The sequence below is a fragment of the Leisingera sp. ANG-DT genome (assembly GCF_000813785.1).
Lineage (GTDB): Bacteria > Pseudomonadota > Alphaproteobacteria > Rhodobacterales > Rhodobacteraceae > Leisingera.
This window is the reverse complement of record NZ_JWLE01000011.1, coordinates 103,542-121,895: the sequence shown is the minus strand read 5'-3', so window position 1 is coordinate 121,895 and position 18,354 is coordinate 103,542. Positions and strand designations below refer to the sequence as shown.

Sequence of the window (18,354 nt, the reverse complement as noted above, 5' to 3'; positions counted from 1 at the left end):
TTGTGCGGGTTTTCCACAGGTTTGCGCGGAAAAATGCCGCGGGCTGGGGAGCCGGACCTTGCCGCCAGCCACAGCAGATCAATCATATTGAACCGCCTCGTATTCGATGCCGTTCTCGTCATGGAAGTAGAACCGGCGGCCCGGCTCATAATCGCCGTGGTTGATCGGCGTGAAGCCCGCGGCCTTTACCGCGGCCTCAGTGGCGTCCAGATCATCAACGATCACCGCCAGATGGTTCAGCCCGCCAATGATGCCATAGCTTTCCGGCGCTTGGCCTGCTGCAGTGCGCGGGGTGTAAAGCGCGAGGTAGCTGTTTTCGCCGCCCACATGCACGGTGTAGCCGCCGTTTTTGGCTTCACCCTCCCAGCGCACATGCCAGCCAAAGATCTTTTCCATCCAGGCGGCGGTGCCATTGGGGTCTGCCACGGTGACATTTGCATGTTCCAAAACTGCGCTCATTGAAAATCTCCTTCTCATCTTGAGCAAACCTGTTGATGCGACTCACCGTAATTCCTAAACCTAACTTTAGCTCAAGCAATTTCTTCAGGGAGTGCGCCATGCCCCAATCCGCAGGCATTTCCATCGGCTACCTGGCCGAACGCACCGGCCTCGCCGTGTCCGCGATCCGCTACTACGAGGCGCAAGGCCTGGTGGAGCCTTGGCGCAACACAGGCGGCCAGCGGCGCTTTCACCGGGCCGACATCCGGCGGCTCAGCTTCATCATGATTGCGCAGCAGTTCGGCTTCTCGCTGCCGGAAATCCGCGGCTTCCTGCGCAGCCTGCCGGGCAGCCGCACACCGACCAAGGACGACTGGGCCCGCATTTCGGAAGACTTCCGCAGCCACCTGGACCAGCGAATCGAAACCCTGGTCAAACTGCGCGACAATCTGGACGGCTGCATAGGCTGCGGCTGTCTTTCGCTTCCGAATTGCAAACTTTACAACCCCGAAGACCGGGCGGCACAGAAGGGGCAGGGCCCCCGGTATCTAATGGGAGACCGGCCTGAGACAGAGGCTGAGGCGGAAAATGATCCTTGAGTGACGAAAATGGACGCACTTTTTGTCTCAGTTGCCTGTTTTACAGGTGTTTGACGCGGAGTTTGGATTGACCCATGGGGGCGCCAAACGATAAGCACCGCGAAAGAAAATTGCGCCCGCAGTGTGTTGTGGGGCCGGTAGCGAATAGAAAGCCAAGGAGCGCCGCAAATGGCCGAGATTGAACGCGAAGCGATGGAATACGACGTGGTGATCGTCGGGGCCGGCCCTGCTGGTCTGTCTGCGGCCATCCGCCTGAAACAGCTGGACGCCGACCTGCAGGTCGTGGTCCTGGAAAAAGGCTCCGAAGTCGGCGCGCATATCCTGTCCGGCGCGGTGCTGGATCCGTGCGGCCTGAACGCGCTGATCCCCGACTGGAAGGAAAAGGGCGCGCCGCTGAACGTCGAAGTGAAGGAAGACAACTTCCTGATGCTGGGCGAAGCCGGCCAGGTCCGCATCCCCAACTTCCCGATGCCGCCGCTGATGAACAACCACGGCAACTACATCGTCTCCATGGGCAACGTCTGCCGCTGGATGGCGGAGCAGGCCGAGGAAATGGGCGTCGAGATCTTCCCGGGCATGGCCTGCTCTGAGCTGGTCTATGGTGACAACGGCGAAGTCAAAGGCGTGGTTGCCGGTGAATTCGGCAAGAACCCCGACGGCACCCCTGGCCCGGCTTATGAGCCCGGCATGGAACTGCACGGCAAATACGTTTTCCTGGGCGAAGGCGTGCGCGGCTCGCTCTCCAAGGAAGTGATTGCCAAATACGGCCTGTCTGACGGCAAAGAGCCGCAGAAATACGGCGTCGGCATGAAAGAGATCTGGGAGATCGACCCGGCCAAGCACAAGGAAGGCACCGTCACCCACACCATGGGTTGGCCGCTGGGCTCCAACGCGGGCGGCGGCTCGTTCATCTACCACCTGGACAACAACCAGGTCTATGTGGGCTTCGTGGTGCACCTGAACTACAAGAACCCGCACCTGTTCCCCTACATGGAATTCCAGCGCTTCAAGCACCACCCGGTGGTTGCCGACCTGCTGAAGGGCGGCAAGCGTGTGGCCTATGGCGCCCGTGCCATCACCGAGGGCGGCTGGCAGTCGATGCCGAAACTGGTGGCCCCTGGCGTGGCGCTGCTGGGCTGCTCCGCCGGCATGGTCAACGTGCCGCGCATCAAGGGCAACCACAACGCGATGCTTTCGGGCAAGGCCGCGGCCGAAGCCGCCTTTGATGCAATCAAGGCGGAGCGTTCGGGTGATGAGCTGACCGCCTATGAGGCGGACGTGCGCGACGGCGCCATTGGCAAGGACCTCAAGATGGTCCGCAACGTCAAGCCGATGTGGTCCAAATGGGGCCTCACCGCGTCGCTGGCGCTGGGCGGCCTGGACATGTGGACCAACAACCTGTTTGGCTTCTCCTTCTTCGGCACCCTGGGCCACGGCAAGAACGACGCCCAGTCGACCGAGGAAGCCTCCAAGCACAAGCCCATCGACTACCCCAAGCCCGATGGCGTGCTGTCGTTTGACCGCCTGACCAACGTCAGCTTCTCGATGACCAACCACGAGGAAAGCCAGCCCTGCCACCTGCGCCTGGGCAATGAGGACACTCCGATTTCGGTCAACCTGCCGAAATTCGCGGAACCGGCGCAGCGCTACTGCCCGGCCGGTGTCTACGAGGTGGTCGAAAAGGACGGCAAGCCGGAGTTCGTGGTGAACTTCCAGAACTGCGTCCACTGCAAGACCTGCGACATCAAGGACCCGTCGCAGAACATCACCTGGACCACGCCGCAGGGCGGTGACGGTCCGAACTACCCGAACATGTAACGGGAACGTTAGCATTTCGGCGTGGTTTCGCCGGATTTTATGGGGCGGTCCTTGGACCGCCCCATTGCGTGTTGACGGGCGCCGCACTACGCTTTCTTAGAAGAGCAAAGAGCAGTAAACCGTAAGGGGGTCCCCAGTGCCCGTATCCATTCTTCGCACCCTGTCCTGTGCGGCCCTGATGGCCGCCGCCGCCGCACCCGCCGTGCAGGCCGAAGGACTGGCGGGATCCTACCTGGCCGGACGGGCCGCCACCTATGACAGCGACTTTGCCGCTGCGGCGCTTTATTACACGCAGGCGCTGGCGCGCGACCCGCAAAACCCGCTCTTGATGGAGAACGTGGTGTTCGCCCAGCTCGCCATGGGCAAGGCGGAGCTTGCCGTGCCAGTGGCCGAACGGCTGCGCCAGACCGGCGCCCGCAGCCAGGTGGCCAATATCGTCAGCGCCGGCGGCCTTGCCGCCAAGGGTGACTACCAGGCGATCCTGGACCGCGACCTGGAACGGGACGCCATTCACCCGCTGGTGGATGGCCTGCTCGAAGGCTGGGCGCATGTCGGCGCGGGCTCCGTCTCCAGCGCACTGGAAAGCTTTGACCGGCTCGCCAAGGACGGCAGCCTGAAACCCTTCGTGCTCTATCACCGCGCCCTGGCGCTGGCCTCCGCCGGCGACTACGGCGGGGCGGAAGCGCTGTTTGCCGAAGAGAACGGGCGCCTGGCCACCCTCAGCCGCCGCGCGGCGGTGGCGCGGGTTCAGATCCTTTCGCAGCTCGGCCGCAATGACGACGCCCGCGAGGCGCTGGCCGCCGCCTTCGGCAGCAGCCTCGATCCGGGCCTTGAGGCGCTGGATGCACAGCTCGCCGCTGGGGAAACCCTGGCCTATACCATCGCCCCCAGCCCGCAGGACGGCATTGCCGAGGTGTTCTTCACCCTTGGTGCGGCGCTGAACGGCGATACCGCCAATGACTATGTGCTGATGTATGCCCGCATGGCGGCTTCGCTGCGCCCGGACCATGTGGATGCGATCCTGCTCAGCGCGGGCCTGCTGGACCAGCTGGGCCGGTATGAGCTGTCGGTTGCCACCTACAAGCAGGTGCCAAGCAGCCACCCCGACTATCACGCCGCCGAAATGGGCCGCGCCGAGGCCCTGCGCCGCGCCGCCAAGCCGGACGCCGCCATCGAGGTGCTGGAGAAACTGGCCCGCGACTTCCCTGAACAGCCCAGCGTCTACATCAGCCTTGGCGACCTTCTGCGCCAGCAGGAGGACTACGCCGCTGCCGCGCGCGCTTATGACAAGGCGCTGGACAAGACGCCGGAGGATTCTTCCAGCCGCTGGTTCCTGTTCTATGCCCGCGGCATCTGCCACGAGCGCCTGGATCAATGGCCGCAGGCTGAGGCTGACTTCCGCGCCTCGCTGGAACTGGATCCAAACCGGCCGCAGGTGCTGAACTACCTCGGCTATTCGCTGGTCGAGAAAAGCAGCAAGCTGGACGAGGCGCTGGACATGATCGAACGCGCCGTCGCCGCGCGCCCCGACTCCGGTTTCATCGTCGACAGCTTGGGCTGGGTGCTCTACCGCATGGGCAAGTTTGACGAGGCCGTCGCCCATATGGAACGCGCCGTGGAGCTGATGCCGGTGGACCCGGTGGTCAACGACCACCTGGGTGATGTCTACTGGGCCGTGGGCCGCGCGCGCGAGGCGGAATTCCAGTGGAAGCGGGCGCTCTCCTTCATCGACCCTGAGGACACGGATGGCGAAGCGGACCCCGAGCGCATCCGCCGCAAGCTGGAGGTGGGCCTGGACGCGGTGCTGGCCGAGGAAGGCGCGCAGCCCCTGAAGGTCGCCAATGGCGGCTGAGGTCGCGGCACCCGCCAAGATCAACCTGACCCTGCATGTGACCGGCCGCCGCGAGGACGGCTATCACCTGCTGGATTCGCTGGTGGTCTTTGCGGACACCGGCGACCGCTTGCGGCTTGAACCGGGACAGGAACTGTCGCTGCAGGTCTCCGGCCTGTTCGCAGCGGGCGTGCCCGCGGATGAGCGGAACCTGGTGTGGAGAGCCGCCGCTGCTGCGGGCTGGACCGGCAAGATCAGCTTGGACAAGCAGCTGCCCCACGGCGCCGGCATAGGCGGCGGCTCGTCCGACGCTGCGGCGGCCTTGCGCGCAATTGCCAGCCAGGGCGGCAGTATCCCCGAAGAATTGCCGCTGAAACTGGGTGCCGATGTGCCAGTCTGCATGGCGGCACGGGCGTCCCGGATGCGGGGCATCGGCGAACAAGTGATGCCGGTGGACCTGCCGGACCTGCACGCGCTGCTGGTCAATCCGGGCGCACATGTCCCGACAGGGGCCGTGTTCTCTGCGCTTGCTTCGCGCTACAACGCTCCGATGCCGCAGGACATCCCTGCTTTCACGTCAGGTGAAGACTGCGCCGCCTGGCTAGCCGAACAGCGCAACGACCTGGAGGTTCCGGCGATCACCGTTGCGCCGGAAATCGGCCGGGTTCTGTCGGACCTGCGCAGCTCCCGCCAGGCCTTGCTGGCCCGGATGTCAGGCTCCGGCGCCACCTGCTTTGCGCTCTATCCTACGAAAAAGGCCGCCCATATGGCGGCCTATGAGATCGGGGCGGAACATCCCGAGTGGTGGTGCAGTGCGGTCACCCTGACCTGACCCGCCACTCTGCGGACAGGGCTCTCCCGCCCGCGGAACGGCGCATCGAAGATGCGTGCCCGCCGTTGGGCCCGGCGCTGCGCTGACACGCAGCGCGGCATCGTCTTGCCGCTTCTTTCTGGTTGAAAATACTCTGGGGTGAGCGCCGCAGGCGCGAGGGGCAAAGCCCCTCCCGCGTATCAGTTCAGCCGCGACACTACGTAGTCCGCCAGATCGCTCAGCATGGTGCGGATTTCGTGATCGGGCAGCACCTTCAGCGCCGCTCGCGCCTTGGCAGCCCAGCCATGGGCATCCTCACGGGTGGCTTCCAGCGTCTTGTATTTTGCCATCAGTGCCAGCGCCTGTTCCAGGTCGCCGTCTTCCTGCTTACCCTTCTCGATGGTGCGGGTCCAGAACGCGCGCTCCTCATCTGTCGCCTGCGCCACCGCCTTGATCACCGGCAGGGTCAGCTTGCGCTCGCGGAAGTCGTCGCCGACGTTTTTGCCGGTGGCTTTGCTGTCACCCTGATAATCCAGCAGGTCGTCAGCAATCTGGAAGGCAATCCCCAGCGCGTCGCCATAGTCGAACAGCGCCTTCACCTGTTCCTCCGGTGCGCCGGCAATCACCCCGCCAACTTCGGTCGCAGCCGAGAACAGCGCCGCGGTCTTGCCGCGCACCACCTGCAGATAGACGTCCTCATCTGTCTTCAGGTTCGACGCCGCGGTCATCTGCAGCACCTCACCCTCGGCAATGGTGGCAGAGGCGTTCGCCAGAATGTCCAGCACCCGCAGGCTTTCCGTCTCGACCATCAATTGGAAGCTGCGGGCAAACAGGTAATCGCCCACCAGCACGGAACTCTTGTTGTCCCACAGCAGGTTCGCCGTGGGGCGCCCGCGCCGCTGGCCGCTTTCATCCACCACATCGTCATGCAGCAGGGTCGCGGTGTGGATGAACTCCACCGTGGCCGCCAGTTTCAGGTGATGGTCGCCCTCGTAACCGCAGAGCCGCGCCGCCGCCAGCGTCAGCATCGGCCGCAGCCGCTTGCCGCCCGCCTCGACCAGATGTGCGGTCACTTCAGGGATACGCGGCGCGTGTTTGGAGGCCATCCGGGTGCGGATCAGCGTGTTCACCGCGTCCAGTTCCTGGCTCAGCGTTGCGGCCAGCATCTCATGCGGTTTCCTGGTCATCACTTGGTCCATCACTTTCCCGCTCGCAAGTCTCGACAAGGGGGACGCCTTGCCCTTAGATCCATCCCCATGAAAGAGCTTCTGCGCAGCACCGATCCGACGATCATGGCCTTTGCCTCCGCCCTCCTTGAGGGAGAGGATATAGACTGCTTTCAAATGGACGTAAATATGAGCATCCTGGAAGGCGGGATTGGAATTTTCCCGCGCCGTCTGATGGTTCACGAGGATGACTATGACGACGCGCTTGTGGTGATGCGCGACAACGAAATCCCGCTCGGGCGATGAGGCCTGCACGATGACCGTCTTCCCTGAAGATGAGCTGACCCGCAACGGTTTCCTCGGCGGCAGGGTGCGGCTGTGGCAACCGGCGCGCGGCTACCGCGCCGGGGTAGACCCGGTTCTGCTGGCAGCCGCCGTTCCCGCGCGGGCCGGGGAAGCGGTGCTGGAGCTGGGCTGCGGCGCCGGTCAGGCGCTTCTGTGCCTGGGCTACCGGGTGCCGGGGCTGTCGCTGGCGGGGGTAGAGCTGCAGGCGCCTTACGCGGATCTGGCCCGCCGCAACGCCCAGGCCAACGGTCAGGATATCGACGTCTTCGAGGCCGACCTTTCTGCCCTGCCGGAGGCATTGAAACAGCGCCAGTTTCACCACGTCATTGCCAATCCGCCTTACTACAAGGCGGGTGCCCACAGCCAAGCCCACGACGAAGGCCGCAAGCTGGCGCTGGGGGAGGGCACGCCGCTGGCCGACTGGATCGCCGCCGCCGCCCGCCGTCTTGCGCCCAAAGGCTATTTGCACATGATCCAGCGCGCCGACCGGCTGCCGGACATGCTGGCAGGCTGCGCCAGTGTCCTGGGATCGGTTGAGGTGCTGCCGCTGGCGCCGCGCCAGGCCCGTGCGGCAGAGCTGGTGATCCTGCGGGCACGCAAGGGCGGACGGGCGGATTTCCGGCTGCATGCGCCGCTGATTCTGCACCAAGGCACCCGGCATGACCGTGATGGAGACAGCTACCGCGCGGAAATCAGTGCCATCCTGCGCGGTGGCGCGGCCTTGCCCTGGCCCGCCTGAGGCACTTTTTCCGGCCGCGCAAACTTAGGAGCGGTGCTTGGCGGATTCAACCTTTGGCGAATCCAAATCTGCTGGTTTCTGCAAAAATGCGCTCTGCCCTGCGGCAAAATGCGCGGCGCATAGCCGATATGAAAATTTCATGACAAAAATCGTGCGGCTGCAGCGTGACAGACGCTGAAACATGTGCTCCACTCTTCAGGTCAAACACATCTAGCTCAAAGAAGGAGGGTTACCATGAGCCTCAGCTCGCATCTGACCGAACTTAAGAAGAAGCACGAGCATCTGAGCATGGAAGTGGAACAGGCCCAACGATCGCCCAGTACCGACGATCTGGAAATCGCAGCAATGAAAAAGCAAAAGCTGAAGCTGAAGGAAGAGATCACACGCCTGACAGCTGAAGCCGTCTGAAGAGTTCCCGCCGGGGCATAGCCCGGCACAGTCAACAGGAGGGCCTGCCACAGCGGCGGCCCTCCTTTCGTTTCAGGCCCTACTTGCTGGCACTGGCCCGCGCCGCGATCAGCGCGCCGCCGGTGATCAGCGCTGCCGCCAGCGCCAGCCCCCAGGAGGCCGCGGCAATTCCCGCCAGAACCAGGATCAGCGTGGACAGCAGGGGTGCCGCATATGAACTGGTGCCAAGCATCTGAATGTCGCCCTGCTTGACCCCAATGTCCCAGACATAGAACGCCAACCCGACGGGGCCGAGACCCAGCAGCAGGGTGGAGGCCCAGCCCAGCGTGCCCGCGGGCCACACCGTTTCCTCCAGTGCAAAATGCAGCCCCCAGGAGGCCACCGCGGTCGCGAGGCAAAATACTGCAACCGAGCTGGTCGGCGCGCCGCCCACCAGCCGCGACAGCACCGAATAGCCGGACCATGTGAGCGCGCACAGCAGCGCCAGCCCGTAGCCTGGCAGATACTGCGCCTCAAACCCGCCGCCGCCGCCGGAAATGATCGTGGCTGCCCCGGCAAAGCCCAAGACCGCACCGATCAGATGCCCCGCCTTCAGCTTCTCGCCGGGCAAGAGGCCGGAGAACAGCACGATCAGCAACGGCCACAGGTAGGCGATCAGCCCTGCCTCTGCCGCCGGGGCCAGCCGCAGCGCCGAGAAGTAGAGCGCGTGATAGCCAAACAGGCCGATCGTGCCAAAGATATAGACCCGCACCGGCACATGGCGCAGTTGCCCCAGCTTGCCTGACGCTGCGGTCCAGATGATCCCCAGCGTGCCGCCAATGGTGAAGCACAACGCGTTCAACAGCAGCGGCGGGGTGGGCTCCGACCCCACGGTCAACAGCGCCAGCAGCGCCCATAGCAATACAGCGATGAAGCCAATGGCGGTCGCGCGGGTCTTGGTCATTGGGATTGGAGATCCTGAATCGGGATAATCTTGATGTCGCCCCACATATGCGCGGTTTTCTCGATCTCCGCAAAGTACCACTCGCGGAAGGCCGCAATCTGCGGCCGGTCCTTCGCTTCGGGCAGGCACAGGAAACGGAACCGCGCGTCGGATTGAATGGCGATCTTAAAGGGCGCCACCAGCCGTCCCTCGCGCACGTCCTTGATAATCAGCGGCCGCCGCCCCAGCGCCACGCCCAGGCCCGCGCAGGCGGCGTCGATGGCATGATCGGGGGCGGAAAAATGGGTGCCGCTGGTGGGGCTGAAGCCTACCCCTGCCGCCTGGAACCAGGTTGGCCAGTCGCAGCCCGGGGCCACCTTGCTGATGGAATCGTCAAAGATCAGGGGCGCGTGCATCAGCGATTCCGGGGTGGGGAATTGCTCATGCATCTCCGGCGTCATCACCGGTGTCAGCCAGTCGGGCCGGGTGCCATAGGAAGCAAGCCCCACGTCGTCTGACACGCCAAAGCGGATCGCCACATCCACATCGCCGCGGCGCAGGTCCACCACCTTGAGAGAGGCCGACAAGCGCAGCTCGATCTCCGGATGGGTGCGGGCAAATTCGAACAGCCGCGGTGCCAGCCATTTCGCCGTCAGCGCAGGCCCCGCCGTCACCGTCAGCGTGGTCTCATCCAGCAGCCGCCGGGTGCTCTGCCAGGCCTGCCCCAAGGTACGGAAACCCTCCGCCGCGCCGGGGGCCAGTGTCTCGCCCGCCTCAGTCAGCTCCACCGCCCGGTTCAGGCGGCGGAACAGCGGCTGGCCCAGATGCTCCTCCAGCGACTTGATCTGAAAGGACAGCGCCGCCGGGGTCACGTTCAGCTCCTCCGCTGCCTTGGCAAAGGACATGTGGCGGGCAGCAGCGTCAAAGGCGCGCAAAGCGGTGAGGGGCGGCAGGCGGTCAGTCATGTTCGCATAAGTACAGCTTAACTGAACCTCTGCAAAGTCTCGTTTGTGTGTTTGACGGAACGTCCTCATATTGGTTGCAGGTAAAGGATACTGATCTGAGAAGGAGGCCGAAGATGCTGGAATATACTGCTGATGCCGCCGTCAAAGCCGCGATGGCCCGTGCCCACGCTGAGCGGGGGCAGGTGCTGAAACAGGCCTGGACCTGGCTGTTCGGCAAGCGGCCGGTGCCGGTCCTCCGCCCCAAGGTTTCCCGCTGGGCCTGAGCGCGCAAGCGTCCTTACGGGATAGGAAAAGGGCCGGTCCATCTGGACCGGCCCTTGCCGTTTCTGCTGATGAATTGGATCAGACGAAGAACTGCGCGCCGTTGGCGGAGATGGTCGAGCCGTTGATGAAGCCCGACTCGTCAGACGCCAGGAAAGCCACGCAGCGGGCGATCTCTTCCGGCTCACCCAGGCGGCCGGCCGGGATCTGGCCGATGATCGACTCGCGCACCTTCTCCGGCACTGCCATCACCATTTCGGTGGCGATATAGCCGGGGCAGACCGCATTGGCGGTGATGCCGGCGCGGGCGCCTTCCTGGGCCAGCGATTTCACGATGCCCAGATCGCCTGCCTTGGTGGCGGCATAGTTCACCTGCGCGAACTGGCCTTTCTGGCCGTTGATCGAGGAGATCACGATGACGCGGCCGAACTTGCGCTCGCGCATGCCGGGCCAGACCGGGTGCACGGTGTTGAACACGCCGGTCAGGTTGGTGTCGATCACTTCCTGCCACTGCTGCGGCGTCATCTTGTGGAACGGCGCGTCGCGGGTGATGCCGGCGTTGGCCACCACGATGTCGATCGGGCCCACTTCCTCTTCGACCTTGGCGATGCCCGCAGCGCTGTCTTCATAGCTGCCGACGTTCCACTTGTAGGTCTTGATGCCGGTTTCCTCGGTGAATTTTGCCGCGGCTTCGTCATTGCCGGCATAGGTCGCAGCCACATTGCAGCCCTGCGCCTTCAGCGCCTGGGAAATCGCTGCGCCGATGCCGCGGGAACCGCCGGTGACGAGTGCAGTACGTGCCATTCGAGAATCCTCCAGTATTGGTCACTTGGTAATCTTGCTACAGTTTTCACTGCCGGGGAGCAACAATATTGCGCGGTGAATTTGCTGCGGTGCCGCGTATAAATTGTCGCACCCGCCGCGCCGGTCTTGCTGCAGTTGCATTATAGCTCTGGAATGTAAAAGAAAAAGGACGCCGCGAGGGCGTCCTTCATTTTTTGCGGTTTTGCGCCGATTACGGGCGTTCGACGCACATCGCAACGCCCATGCCGCCACCGATGCAAAGGGTGGCCAGGCCCTTTTTGGCGCCGCGGCGTTTCATTTCGAACAGCAGCGTGTTCAGCACCCGGCAGCCCGACGCGCCGATCGGGTGGCCGATGGCAATGGCGCCGCCGTTCACGTTCACAATCGACGGATCCCAGCCCATGTCCTTGTTCACCGCACAGGCCTGGGCGGCAAAGGCTTCGTTCGCTTCGACCAGATCCAGGTCATTCACCGACCAGCCGGCCTTCTCCAGCGCCTTGCGCGAGGCATATACCGGGCCGACACCCATGACTGACGGGTCCAGGCCGGCAGTGGCGTACGAGGCGATGCGGGCCAGCGGCTCGATGCCGCGGCGTTCGGCTTCATCGGCGCTCATCAAGAGGGTCGCGGCAGCGCCGTCGTTCAGACCGGAGGCGTTGGCTGCGGTGACAGAGCCGTCCTTGGTGAAGGCCGGGCGCAGTTTCTGCATCGCTTCCATGGTGGCGCCGTGGCGGATGTATTCGTCCGCATCCACTGTGATATCGCCCTTGCGATGCTTGACGATGAACGGGGTGATCTCATCGGCGAACTTGCCCGCCTTCTGCGCCGCTTCTGCCTTGTTCTGCGAGGCGACGGCGAATTCGTCCTGCATCTCGCGGGAGATCTGCCACTGCTCGGCCACGTTCTCCGCGGTCTGGCCCATGTGGTAGCCGTTGAAGGCATCCCACAAGCCGTCGCGGATCATGGTGTCGATGTACTTCATGTCGCCCATTTTCTGGCCCGCGCGCAGATGCGCGGCATGGGGGGACAGGGTCATGTTTTCCTGGCCGCCGGCCGCCACGATGGAGGCATCGCCCAGCTGGATGTGCTGCGCGCCCAGTGCCACGGCGCGCAGGCCGGAGCCGCAGACCTGGTTGATGCCCCAGGCGGCGCTTTCCTTGGGCAGGCCGGCATTGATGTGCGCCTGGCGGGCCGGGTTCTGGCCCTGCGCCGCGGTCAGCACCTGGCCGAGAATGGTTTCGGACACTTCGGATTTGTCCACACCGGCGCGTTCCACCACGGCTTCCAGCACCGCGGCGCCCAGGTCATGGGCCGGGGTGTTGGCGAACGAGCCGCCAAAGGAGCCGACGGCGGTGCGCGCGGCGGATGCGATTACAACATTGGTCATTATTTCTGGTCCTCTGCCATCAAGTCAGGTCTCCGGGAAAGCTTGCTGCCTGCGTTTCGCTCCGACGCGCAAGAATCTTTCCCGATCACTCCGGGTACCGACATAATCTATTGCTGCACGTGCAGCAATTGACAGCCTGTCTCAGGGGGTGCGGCAGAGTCAACCGCGAGATACGTCCCGGGCTGCAGGATTTCCGGCACTTGGCTGCGGTGATGCTGCAAAGCAGCAACCGCGCTGGCCGCAACCGGGTCGCGCAGGGGCAGCAAAGCCGTTGAAAAGACTGGTATTGCTTGATTGCGGCGGCGGGCGGCGGAAGTCAGCCCGCTTTCTTGCCCTGCTTCATATCTTCGATCCAGGGCGGCGACACCGACGGGGCGCCGAACAGGTAGCCCTGCAGGCAGTCGACGCCGTTTTCGACCAGAAACTCCGCATCCGCCTGGCTTTCCACCGATTCCGCAACCACGAACATGTCGAACTGCTTGGCAATGCCGATCAGGGCGCGGACCACAGACTGGTTGTCGTGGCTGGCGTGAATGCCGCGCACGAACTGGCCGTCAATCTTGACCGCGTCAAAGAAGAACTGGCGGAAATGGCCGATCGCAGTGGTGCTGGCGCCAAAGTTGTCGAGCGCAAAGGCAATCCCGTGCTGCTGCATCCGGCCCATGAAGTCGGTCACCAGCTCCGGTGCGGCCATGGCAGAGGCCTCGGTGATTTCCAGCACCAGCCGTTCGCCCAGGGTGGCGTCGCGCTTCAGGAACCGGTCCAGAACCTTGTGCCAGCGCTGATAGCCGATGGAGCGTGCGGACATGTTCACCGACAGGCGGATCTGCGGGTATTTTTCCAGCGCCTTCAGCCCGTGCTGCAGCGCCAGGCAATCCATCTCGCGGCCGATCTCCTTGTCCTCGACCACATGCATGAATTCGCGCGCCGGAATCACCCGGCCGGTCGGATCCAGAACCCGGATGTAGCCCTCGTAAAAGGCGACACCATGCGGCGCCATTGCCTGCATGACAGGCTGATAGGCCAGCACGGTCTGATTGTGCCGCACCGCCTCGTCGACCATGTCCAGTGTCGAACGGTCGCGCCCGGCTACCGCTGCGCTCAGCGGGTTTTCAGCGCCTTCGGGGAGATCTGCCTTGGCATGTCGGTTTGTCATGTGCTGCTGGAACCCTGATTGCGGCAAGTTGAGGACAGTATGATGCTCCCCGCAGATTGCCGCAAAAGGGTTGAGGCAGGATTAAAGATCAAATTTGAACGATCTGCCCCGCAGGCCGCCGGCGGTCATCCGCCGAAGCCGGGGGTGCCCGCGTCCTCCGGGTGGCGGGCCAGATGCGCCGCCTTGATCCCGGCAGAGGTGTCGCGGCTGCCGTCATGGCTGTAACCGGGCGGCGCAAAGGCATAAAGCAGCCGCTGCTTCAGGGTCAGGCCGGGCTGGGCCATGTCCTTGAAAATGCCGAACCATTCATGAAAGGCGACCCGCAGCGGATTGAAAGTGGCGATGTTATGCACCAGCCCGTAGTCGGGGCGGTCATGGTCCTGTTCCGGCACGAAGGTGCCGAACATCTTGTCCCAGATGATGAACACCCCGGCATAGTTGCAATCGAGATAGCGCGGATTGCGGCCATGGTGCGCGCGGTGGTGGCTCGGGGTGTTCATCACCGCCTCGAACCAGCGCGGCAGGCGGCTGACGGCCTCGGTATGGATCCAGAACTGGTAGATCAGGTTAAGCCCGCCGCAAAACAGCACCAGTGCCGGGTGAAACCCCAACAGCACCATCGGCGCCTTCACCACCATCATGAAGGTGAAGGTGCCGGTCCAGGTCTGCCGCAGGGCAGTGGTCAGGTTGTAATGCTGGCTGGAGTGATGATTGACGTGCGACGCCCAGACCCAGCGCACCCGGTGGCCGAACCGGTGCACCCAGTAATAGCGCAGGTCATCGAGCACGAAACAGGCCAGCAGCGCCCACACAGACGTGCCCATGTCCAAGGGCGTCAGCTGCCACAGGAACATGAACAGCGCCCAGGCGACGAACCCCAGCAGCAGCCCCTCCGCGACGCTGCCCGCGCCCATGATGAGGGAGGTCACCGCATCGCGGGTCTCATACCGCCCGCCGCGTTTCTTGAGCGCGATCCACAAGAACTCGCCCAGGATCGCGGCGATGAAGAAAGGCACCGCCAGCTGGGTCGCGTCAGGGTAGGAGATTTCTCCGGTCATACAGCCTCCGCCGGGGTGTTGATCAGCGCCAGCCACTGCTGCCGCTCGCGTTCTGGCAGGCGCAGGGAGAGGCCGGGGGCCGCAAAGTCGTTGAAATCAAATCGCAACCCGGTGGCCGTTTCGCGGACCTGTTCCGCGGCCAGATGGCGGCCAACGGTGTCGGCGCCAAAGGCCCATAGCAGCCCCGGGCCGCCATTGGTCAGCACCAGCGCGGCCTGCCCGCTGGCCGCAGGCAGCACCTTGAAAACACTGTCTTCGGGGAAATGCCGCAGCCAGGCAGAACGGGTGTTGCCGGCACCCAGAATCCTCTGCCGGGAGCGGCCGGTCAGATGCAGCAGAACGGCGATTCCCGATATTCCGCCCGCAACCAGGGCCAGCAGCAGTTCCAGCGGCATGAACGTCCTCCCGCGGGCAGATTGGCGGGCAGGTGGAAGGCTGTCAAAGGTGGCGTGGGGTCAAGCGCATCAGCCCCCGCACCCGGATCCGGGGCAGGGCAGGCTGGCCTTGGCAAGCCGGGGTCTACATCGCGGCAGCCGCGCGCTGCGCCTTTGGCAGCACCTGCATCTGCACCACCCGCTCGACAAAGGGCACCAGCCCTTCGGGGCCGGAGGCCCGGTCTTTCAGATGGATGCAGACATCCGGCCGCAGGGCCGCGATGATGCCGATCAGGTCGCCGCGGATCTGGTCATCCAGGCCCGCGCCCATGATCACGCATTCAATGCGCGGCTCGGTCTCCAGCTGGCGCACCACCTCGGGCTGATCATGCGCGCCCAGCCAGTGGATCGGCAGATGGTCCAGCTCCTCAGCCACATTGCCGATCACATGCGGCAGCTTTCCGATCAGTAACACAACAGGTTTCATTTCACTCTCCACCCTATGCCAGGGCGTCTTTTGGGGACGTCCCTCGGTTTACAGGTAGTGCGAAATGCTGCCGGGTCAGGCAGTGCAGTCGCTAAGGCTTACTCACATGGATGACACGGCAGGTGTCGCGTTTCTTGTCCATGACGTTCTGAACAAGATGGGCTGAAGTGTTCTTGTAAATTTTTTCCAGCCCAGACTCGCACCCTCGAATAGCTGACGCTCTTGCCTCAACTTCAGTACTGTACCCCCAGCTATACCCAGGTGAACCGTAGCCTGTTGTTGCAAACGCACCGAATTTTCCGGCTTTTTGCAAAGATTGGTATTTCTTAAAAGTTCTGTTCCCGCTTTGACTCAGTGTGGCTCCAGTTCCATTTGCTGGGTTTCTGGGCCCAACAGTTGCGTACAGTTCGCACAATGACTGGTCTTGAGATTTTAAACGGCAAGACTTCTGAGCACTTTGCTTTGCTAGCGCAATGTTTCTTGTGTCCCAGAATTCGCCTGCCACGTCCTCTGCCCGGTTGACGTACAGGGCGCCATAGAAATCGGCATTTTTTCTAAAGTAGGCAAACTGTCTTTTAATTTCCCCACTCAAACGCTCTGCAGAATGCACGGTGACCTTAGGTCTTGTCCCTTCAAGTAGAATTTCTTCTGCCGAAGCTGATGTGGCCAAAGAACACAGCGCTGTCACGAGCGCTGCCGCGTTAAAAAAGTGCTTTCTCAAAGTAGTCTCCTGGGGCCAGTGTTTTGGCCCCAAGCTACGTGCTTGAAATCAAAGCGCAAGCTACTTTGAGGCGATCACCGCCTGGATAATCTCCTTGGCGCTGTCCGAGTTCCACTCGGCATCGCCCAAGAGCCGCGCCACTTCCTTGCCGTCGCGGTCCAGCAGCACCGTGATCGGCAGGCCGATCACCGCCATCTCCCGCGCTAGTGCCTGTTTCGGGTCCTGATGGCGGGGCAGGTTGCTGATACCGTTTTCGTCAAAGAACTTCTGGATGCCAGCAGGCGAGTTGCGGCCCGTCGCAATGGTCAGCACCTCGAAATCCTCCCCCCCGAACTCCTCCTGCAGCTCCGCCAGCTGCGGCATCTCCTTGCGGCAGGGGGCGCACCAGGTGGCCCAGAAATTCAGCAGCACGATCTTGCCCTGGTAATCCCCCAGGGATGCGGTGCCGGCGCCGTCGGCCAGATCAAAGGCGGCGGCGGACACGTCGCGCGGCTCGGCATGCACAACCAGCTTTTTCATCGAGCCGTCGCGCAAGCCTTCCAGCTGCGCGGGGTCCGCTGCAAAGGCGGCATTTGCACCCAAGGTCAGGGCCATATAAAGGGAAAGCTGACGAAACAGACGCATATTATCTCCGGGGTTCCACACCATGACAGATCAATCCTCGAACCAGATGTGGGGCGGCCGCTTTGCCGCTGGCCCGGACGCGATCATGGAGGCGATCAACGCCTCGATCGGGTTCGACAAGCGGATGGCGGCGCAGGACATTGCCGGCTCCAGGGCCCATGCGGCGATGCTCGCCGCCACAGGCGTCATTACGGATAATGATGCCGAGGCCATTCGGGAAGGGCTGCTCACCGTTTTGTCAGAGATTGAGGGCGGAACCTTCCAGTTTTCCACCGCACTGGAAGACATCCACATGAATGTGGAGGCACGCTTGAAGGAGATCATCGGTGAGCCCGCAGGCCGTCTGCACACGGGCCGGAGCCGCAATGACCAGGTGGCGACCGATTTCAAACTCTGGGTGCGCGACCAGCTGGACGCGGCGGAATCGGGCCTGCTGGCGCTGATCCGTGCGCTTCTGTCGCAGGCCGAGGCCGGCGCCGATTGGGTGATGCCGGGCTTCACCCACCTGCAGACCGCGCAGCCGGTGACCTGGGGCCACCACATGATGGCCTATGTCGAGATGTTCGGCCGCGATCTCAGCCGCGTGCGCGATGCACGTGCCCGGATGAACGAATCGCCGCTGGGCGCGGCGGCACTGGCCGGCACCTCCTTCCCGATCGACCGGGAGATGACGGCATCGGCGCTGGGCTTTGACCGCCCGGCAGCCAACTCGCTGGATGCGGTCAGCGACCGTGACTTCGCGCTGGAGTTCTTGTCCACCGCCTCGATCAGCGCCGTGCACCTCAGCCGATTTGCAGAGGAGCTGGTGATCTGGTCCTCCGCCCAGTTCCGTTTTGTCACCCTGTCGGATCGCTTCTCCACCGGCTCGTCGATCATGCCGCAGAAGAAGAACCCGGACGCGGCTGAGCTGATCCGCGCCAAGGTGGGCCGGATCTATGGCGCCAACACCGCACTGATGATGGTGATGAAGGGGCTGCCGCTGGCCTATTCCAAGGACATGCAGGAAGACAAGGAACAGGTCTTTGACGCTGCTGACAACTGGATGCTGGCGCTGGCGGCGATGGAAGGCATGGTCAAGGACATGACCGGCAACCGCGAGTCGCTGGCCGCTGCGGCGGGCTCCGGCTTCTCCACCGCCACCGACCTGGCCGACTGGCTGGTGCGGGTGCTGAAGGTGCCGTTCCGCGATGCCCACCACGTCACCGGCACGCTTGTGGCGATGGCCGAACAGCGCGGCTGCGACCTGCCGGACCTCAGCCTCGCGGACATGCAGGGCGTTCACGAAGGCATCACCCAGGACATCTTCTCTGTGCTTGGCGTCGAAAACTCGGTAAACTCGCGCATGTCTTACGGCGGCACCGCGCCCGCCCAGGTGCGCGCGCAGGTGGCCCGCTGGAAAGAGGTGCTGGCAGGCTGAGCCCGCAAGGGCTGGCCGCGGCA

At 63.6% G+C, this 18,354-nt stretch carries 21 protein-coding genes; 9 read left to right on the top strand and 12 right to left on the bottom strand.

Translation table 11 applies throughout. The features are described from left to right. Nucleotides 1-78 precede the first annotated feature (78 nt). Nucleotides 79-459: a VOC family protein gene (locus RA21_RS12435; protein ID WP_039149331.1), complete on the bottom strand. Its 381-nt coding sequence runs from the start codon at nt 457-459 to the stop codon at nt 79-81. Nucleotides 460-557: 98 nt separating this feature from the next. Here RA21_RS12435 and soxR point away from each other — a divergent pair, with 98 nt between their 5' ends. The 4 genes from soxR to RA21_RS12415 all read left to right on the top strand — a co-directional run bounded on the left by soxR (nt 558) and on the right by RA21_RS12415 (nt 5,518). After that, complete coding sequence (soxR, locus tag RA21_RS12430; protein ID WP_019297113.1) at nt 558-1,037, top strand: redox-sensitive transcriptional activator SoxR; 480 nt, start codon at nt 558-560, stop codon at nt 1,035-1,037. Nucleotides 1,038-1,205: 168 nt separating this feature from the next. Next, nucleotides 1,206-2,855: an electron transfer flavoprotein-ubiquinone oxidoreductase gene (locus tag RA21_RS12425; protein WP_039149328.1), complete on the top strand. Its 1,650-nt coding sequence runs from the start codon at nt 1,206-1,208 to the stop codon at nt 2,853-2,855. Between the two features lie 136 nt (nt 2,856-2,991). Beyond that, nucleotides 2,992-4,707 (top strand): tetratricopeptide repeat protein, encoded by a 1,716-nt coding sequence (locus RA21_RS12420; RefSeq protein ID WP_029204900.1) that lies wholly within the window; start codon nt 2,992-2,994, stop codon nt 4,705-4,707. Further along, nucleotides 4,697-5,518, top strand: a complete 822-nt coding sequence (locus RA21_RS12415) for a 4-(cytidine 5'-diphospho)-2-C-methyl-D-erythritol kinase (protein ID WP_039149325.1) — start codon at nt 4,697-4,699, stop codon at nt 5,516-5,518. Before RA21_RS12420 ends, RA21_RS12415 begins: the two co-directional genes overlap by 11 nt. 179 nt (nt 5,519-5,697) lie before the next feature. Here the strand turns inward: RA21_RS12415 and RA21_RS12410 are convergent, their stop codons facing one another. After that, nucleotides 5,698-6,696: a polyprenyl synthetase family protein gene (locus tag RA21_RS12410; protein ID WP_039149322.1), complete on the bottom strand. Its 999-nt coding sequence runs from the start codon at nt 6,694-6,696 to the stop codon at nt 5,698-5,700. Between the two features lie 57 nt (nt 6,697-6,753). Here RA21_RS12410 and RA21_RS12405 point away from each other — a divergent pair, with 57 nt between their 5' ends. The 3 genes from RA21_RS12405 to RA21_RS22330 all read left to right on the top strand — a co-directional run bounded on the left by RA21_RS12405 (nt 6,754) and on the right by RA21_RS22330 (nt 8,155). Further along, nucleotides 6,754-6,969 carry a putative signal transducing protein gene (locus tag RA21_RS12405; RefSeq protein ID WP_019297107.1) on the top strand — a complete coding sequence of 72 codons (216 nt, stop codon included), beginning with the start codon at nt 6,754-6,756 and terminating at the stop codon, nt 6,967-6,969. A 10-nt stretch (nt 6,970-6,979) separates the two neighbouring features. Beyond that, nucleotides 6,980-7,747 carry a tRNA1(Val) (adenine(37)-N6)-methyltransferase gene (locus RA21_RS12400; protein ID WP_039149320.1) on the top strand — a complete coding sequence of 256 codons (768 nt, stop codon included), beginning with the start codon at nt 6,980-6,982 and terminating at the stop codon, nt 7,745-7,747. Nucleotides 7,748-7,981: 234 nt separating this feature from the next. Further along, nucleotides 7,982-8,155 carry a YdcH family protein gene (locus RA21_RS22330; RefSeq protein WP_019297104.1) on the top strand — a complete coding sequence of 58 codons (174 nt, stop codon included), beginning with the start codon at nt 7,982-7,984 and terminating at the stop codon, nt 8,153-8,155. A gap of 79 nt (nt 8,156-8,234) precedes the next feature. Here RA21_RS22330 and yddG read toward each other — a convergent pair whose 3' ends face one another. Both yddG and RA21_RS12390 read right to left on the bottom strand, forming a co-directional pair. Beyond that, nucleotides 8,235-9,098: an aromatic amino acid exporter YddG gene (gene yddG / locus RA21_RS12395; RefSeq protein ID WP_039149318.1), complete on the bottom strand. Its 864-nt coding sequence runs from the start codon at nt 9,096-9,098 to the stop codon at nt 8,235-8,237. Continuing rightward, the gene (locus RA21_RS12390; RefSeq protein ID WP_039149315.1) at nt 9,095-10,042 is read right to left on the bottom strand and encodes a transcriptional regulator GcvA; all 948 of its coding nucleotides are present in this window, start codon (nt 10,040-10,042) and stop codon (nt 9,095-9,097) included. The genes yddG and RA21_RS12390 overlap by 4 nt, the downstream gene beginning before the upstream one ends. A gap of 113 nt (nt 10,043-10,155) precedes the next feature. Here RA21_RS12390 and RA21_RS22875 point away from each other — a divergent pair, with 113 nt between their 5' ends. Then, the gene (locus tag RA21_RS22875; protein WP_019297101.1) at nt 10,156-10,305 is read left to right on the top strand and encodes a hypothetical protein; all 150 of its coding nucleotides are present in this window, start codon (nt 10,156-10,158) and stop codon (nt 10,303-10,305) included. A gap of 79 nt (nt 10,306-10,384) precedes the next feature. On the opposite strand, the gene phbB is transcribed toward RA21_RS22875, so the two are convergent. From phbB to RA21_RS12355, 8 genes are all read right to left on the bottom strand, one after another. Then, nucleotides 10,385-11,107: an acetoacetyl-CoA reductase gene (phbB, locus tag RA21_RS12385; RefSeq protein WP_019297100.1), complete on the bottom strand. Its 723-nt coding sequence runs from the start codon at nt 11,105-11,107 to the stop codon at nt 10,385-10,387. A 211-nt stretch (nt 11,108-11,318) separates the two neighbouring features. Continuing rightward, nucleotides 11,319-12,494, bottom strand: coding sequence for an acetyl-CoA C-acetyltransferase (locus RA21_RS12380; protein ID WP_019297099.1), 1,176 nt, complete (start codon nt 12,492-12,494; stop codon nt 11,319-11,321). 316 nt (nt 12,495-12,810) lie between these two features. Continuing rightward, nucleotides 12,811-13,650 carry an EAL domain-containing protein gene (locus tag RA21_RS12375; protein ID WP_039149312.1) on the bottom strand — a complete coding sequence of 280 codons (840 nt, stop codon included), beginning with the start codon at nt 13,648-13,650 and terminating at the stop codon, nt 12,811-12,813. Nucleotides 13,651-13,775: 125 nt separating this feature from the next. Continuing rightward, nucleotides 13,776-14,708 carry a sterol desaturase family protein gene (locus RA21_RS12370; RefSeq protein ID WP_039149309.1) on the bottom strand — a complete coding sequence of 311 codons (933 nt, stop codon included), beginning with the start codon at nt 14,706-14,708 and terminating at the stop codon, nt 13,776-13,778. After that, entirely contained in the window at nt 14,705-15,103 is a 399-nt protein-coding gene (locus RA21_RS12365; protein WP_039149306.1) for a hypothetical protein, read from the bottom strand. Before RA21_RS12365 ends, RA21_RS12370 begins: the two co-directional genes overlap by 4 nt. A gap of 124 nt (nt 15,104-15,227) precedes the next feature. Beyond that, nucleotides 15,228-15,569, bottom strand: a complete 342-nt coding sequence (locus RA21_RS12360) for a hypothetical protein (protein WP_019297095.1) — start codon at nt 15,567-15,569, stop codon at nt 15,228-15,230. 91 nt (nt 15,570-15,660) lie between these two features. Beyond that, nucleotides 15,661-16,290, bottom strand: a complete 630-nt coding sequence (locus tag RA21_RS22635) for a hypothetical protein (RefSeq protein ID WP_152610540.1) — start codon at nt 16,288-16,290, stop codon at nt 15,661-15,663. A 60-nt stretch (nt 16,291-16,350) separates the two neighbouring features. Further along, nucleotides 16,351-16,914, bottom strand: coding sequence for a TlpA disulfide reductase family protein (locus RA21_RS12355; protein WP_241483501.1), 564 nt, complete (start codon nt 16,912-16,914; stop codon nt 16,351-16,353). A 22-nt stretch (nt 16,915-16,936) separates the two neighbouring features. Between RA21_RS12355 and argH the strand changes: the two genes are divergently transcribed. Beyond that, complete coding sequence (gene argH / locus RA21_RS12350; RefSeq protein ID WP_193748069.1) at nt 16,937-18,331, top strand: argininosuccinate lyase; 1,395 nt, start codon at nt 16,937-16,939, stop codon at nt 18,329-18,331. The last annotated feature ends 23 nt before the right edge of the window (nt 18,332-18,354 follow it).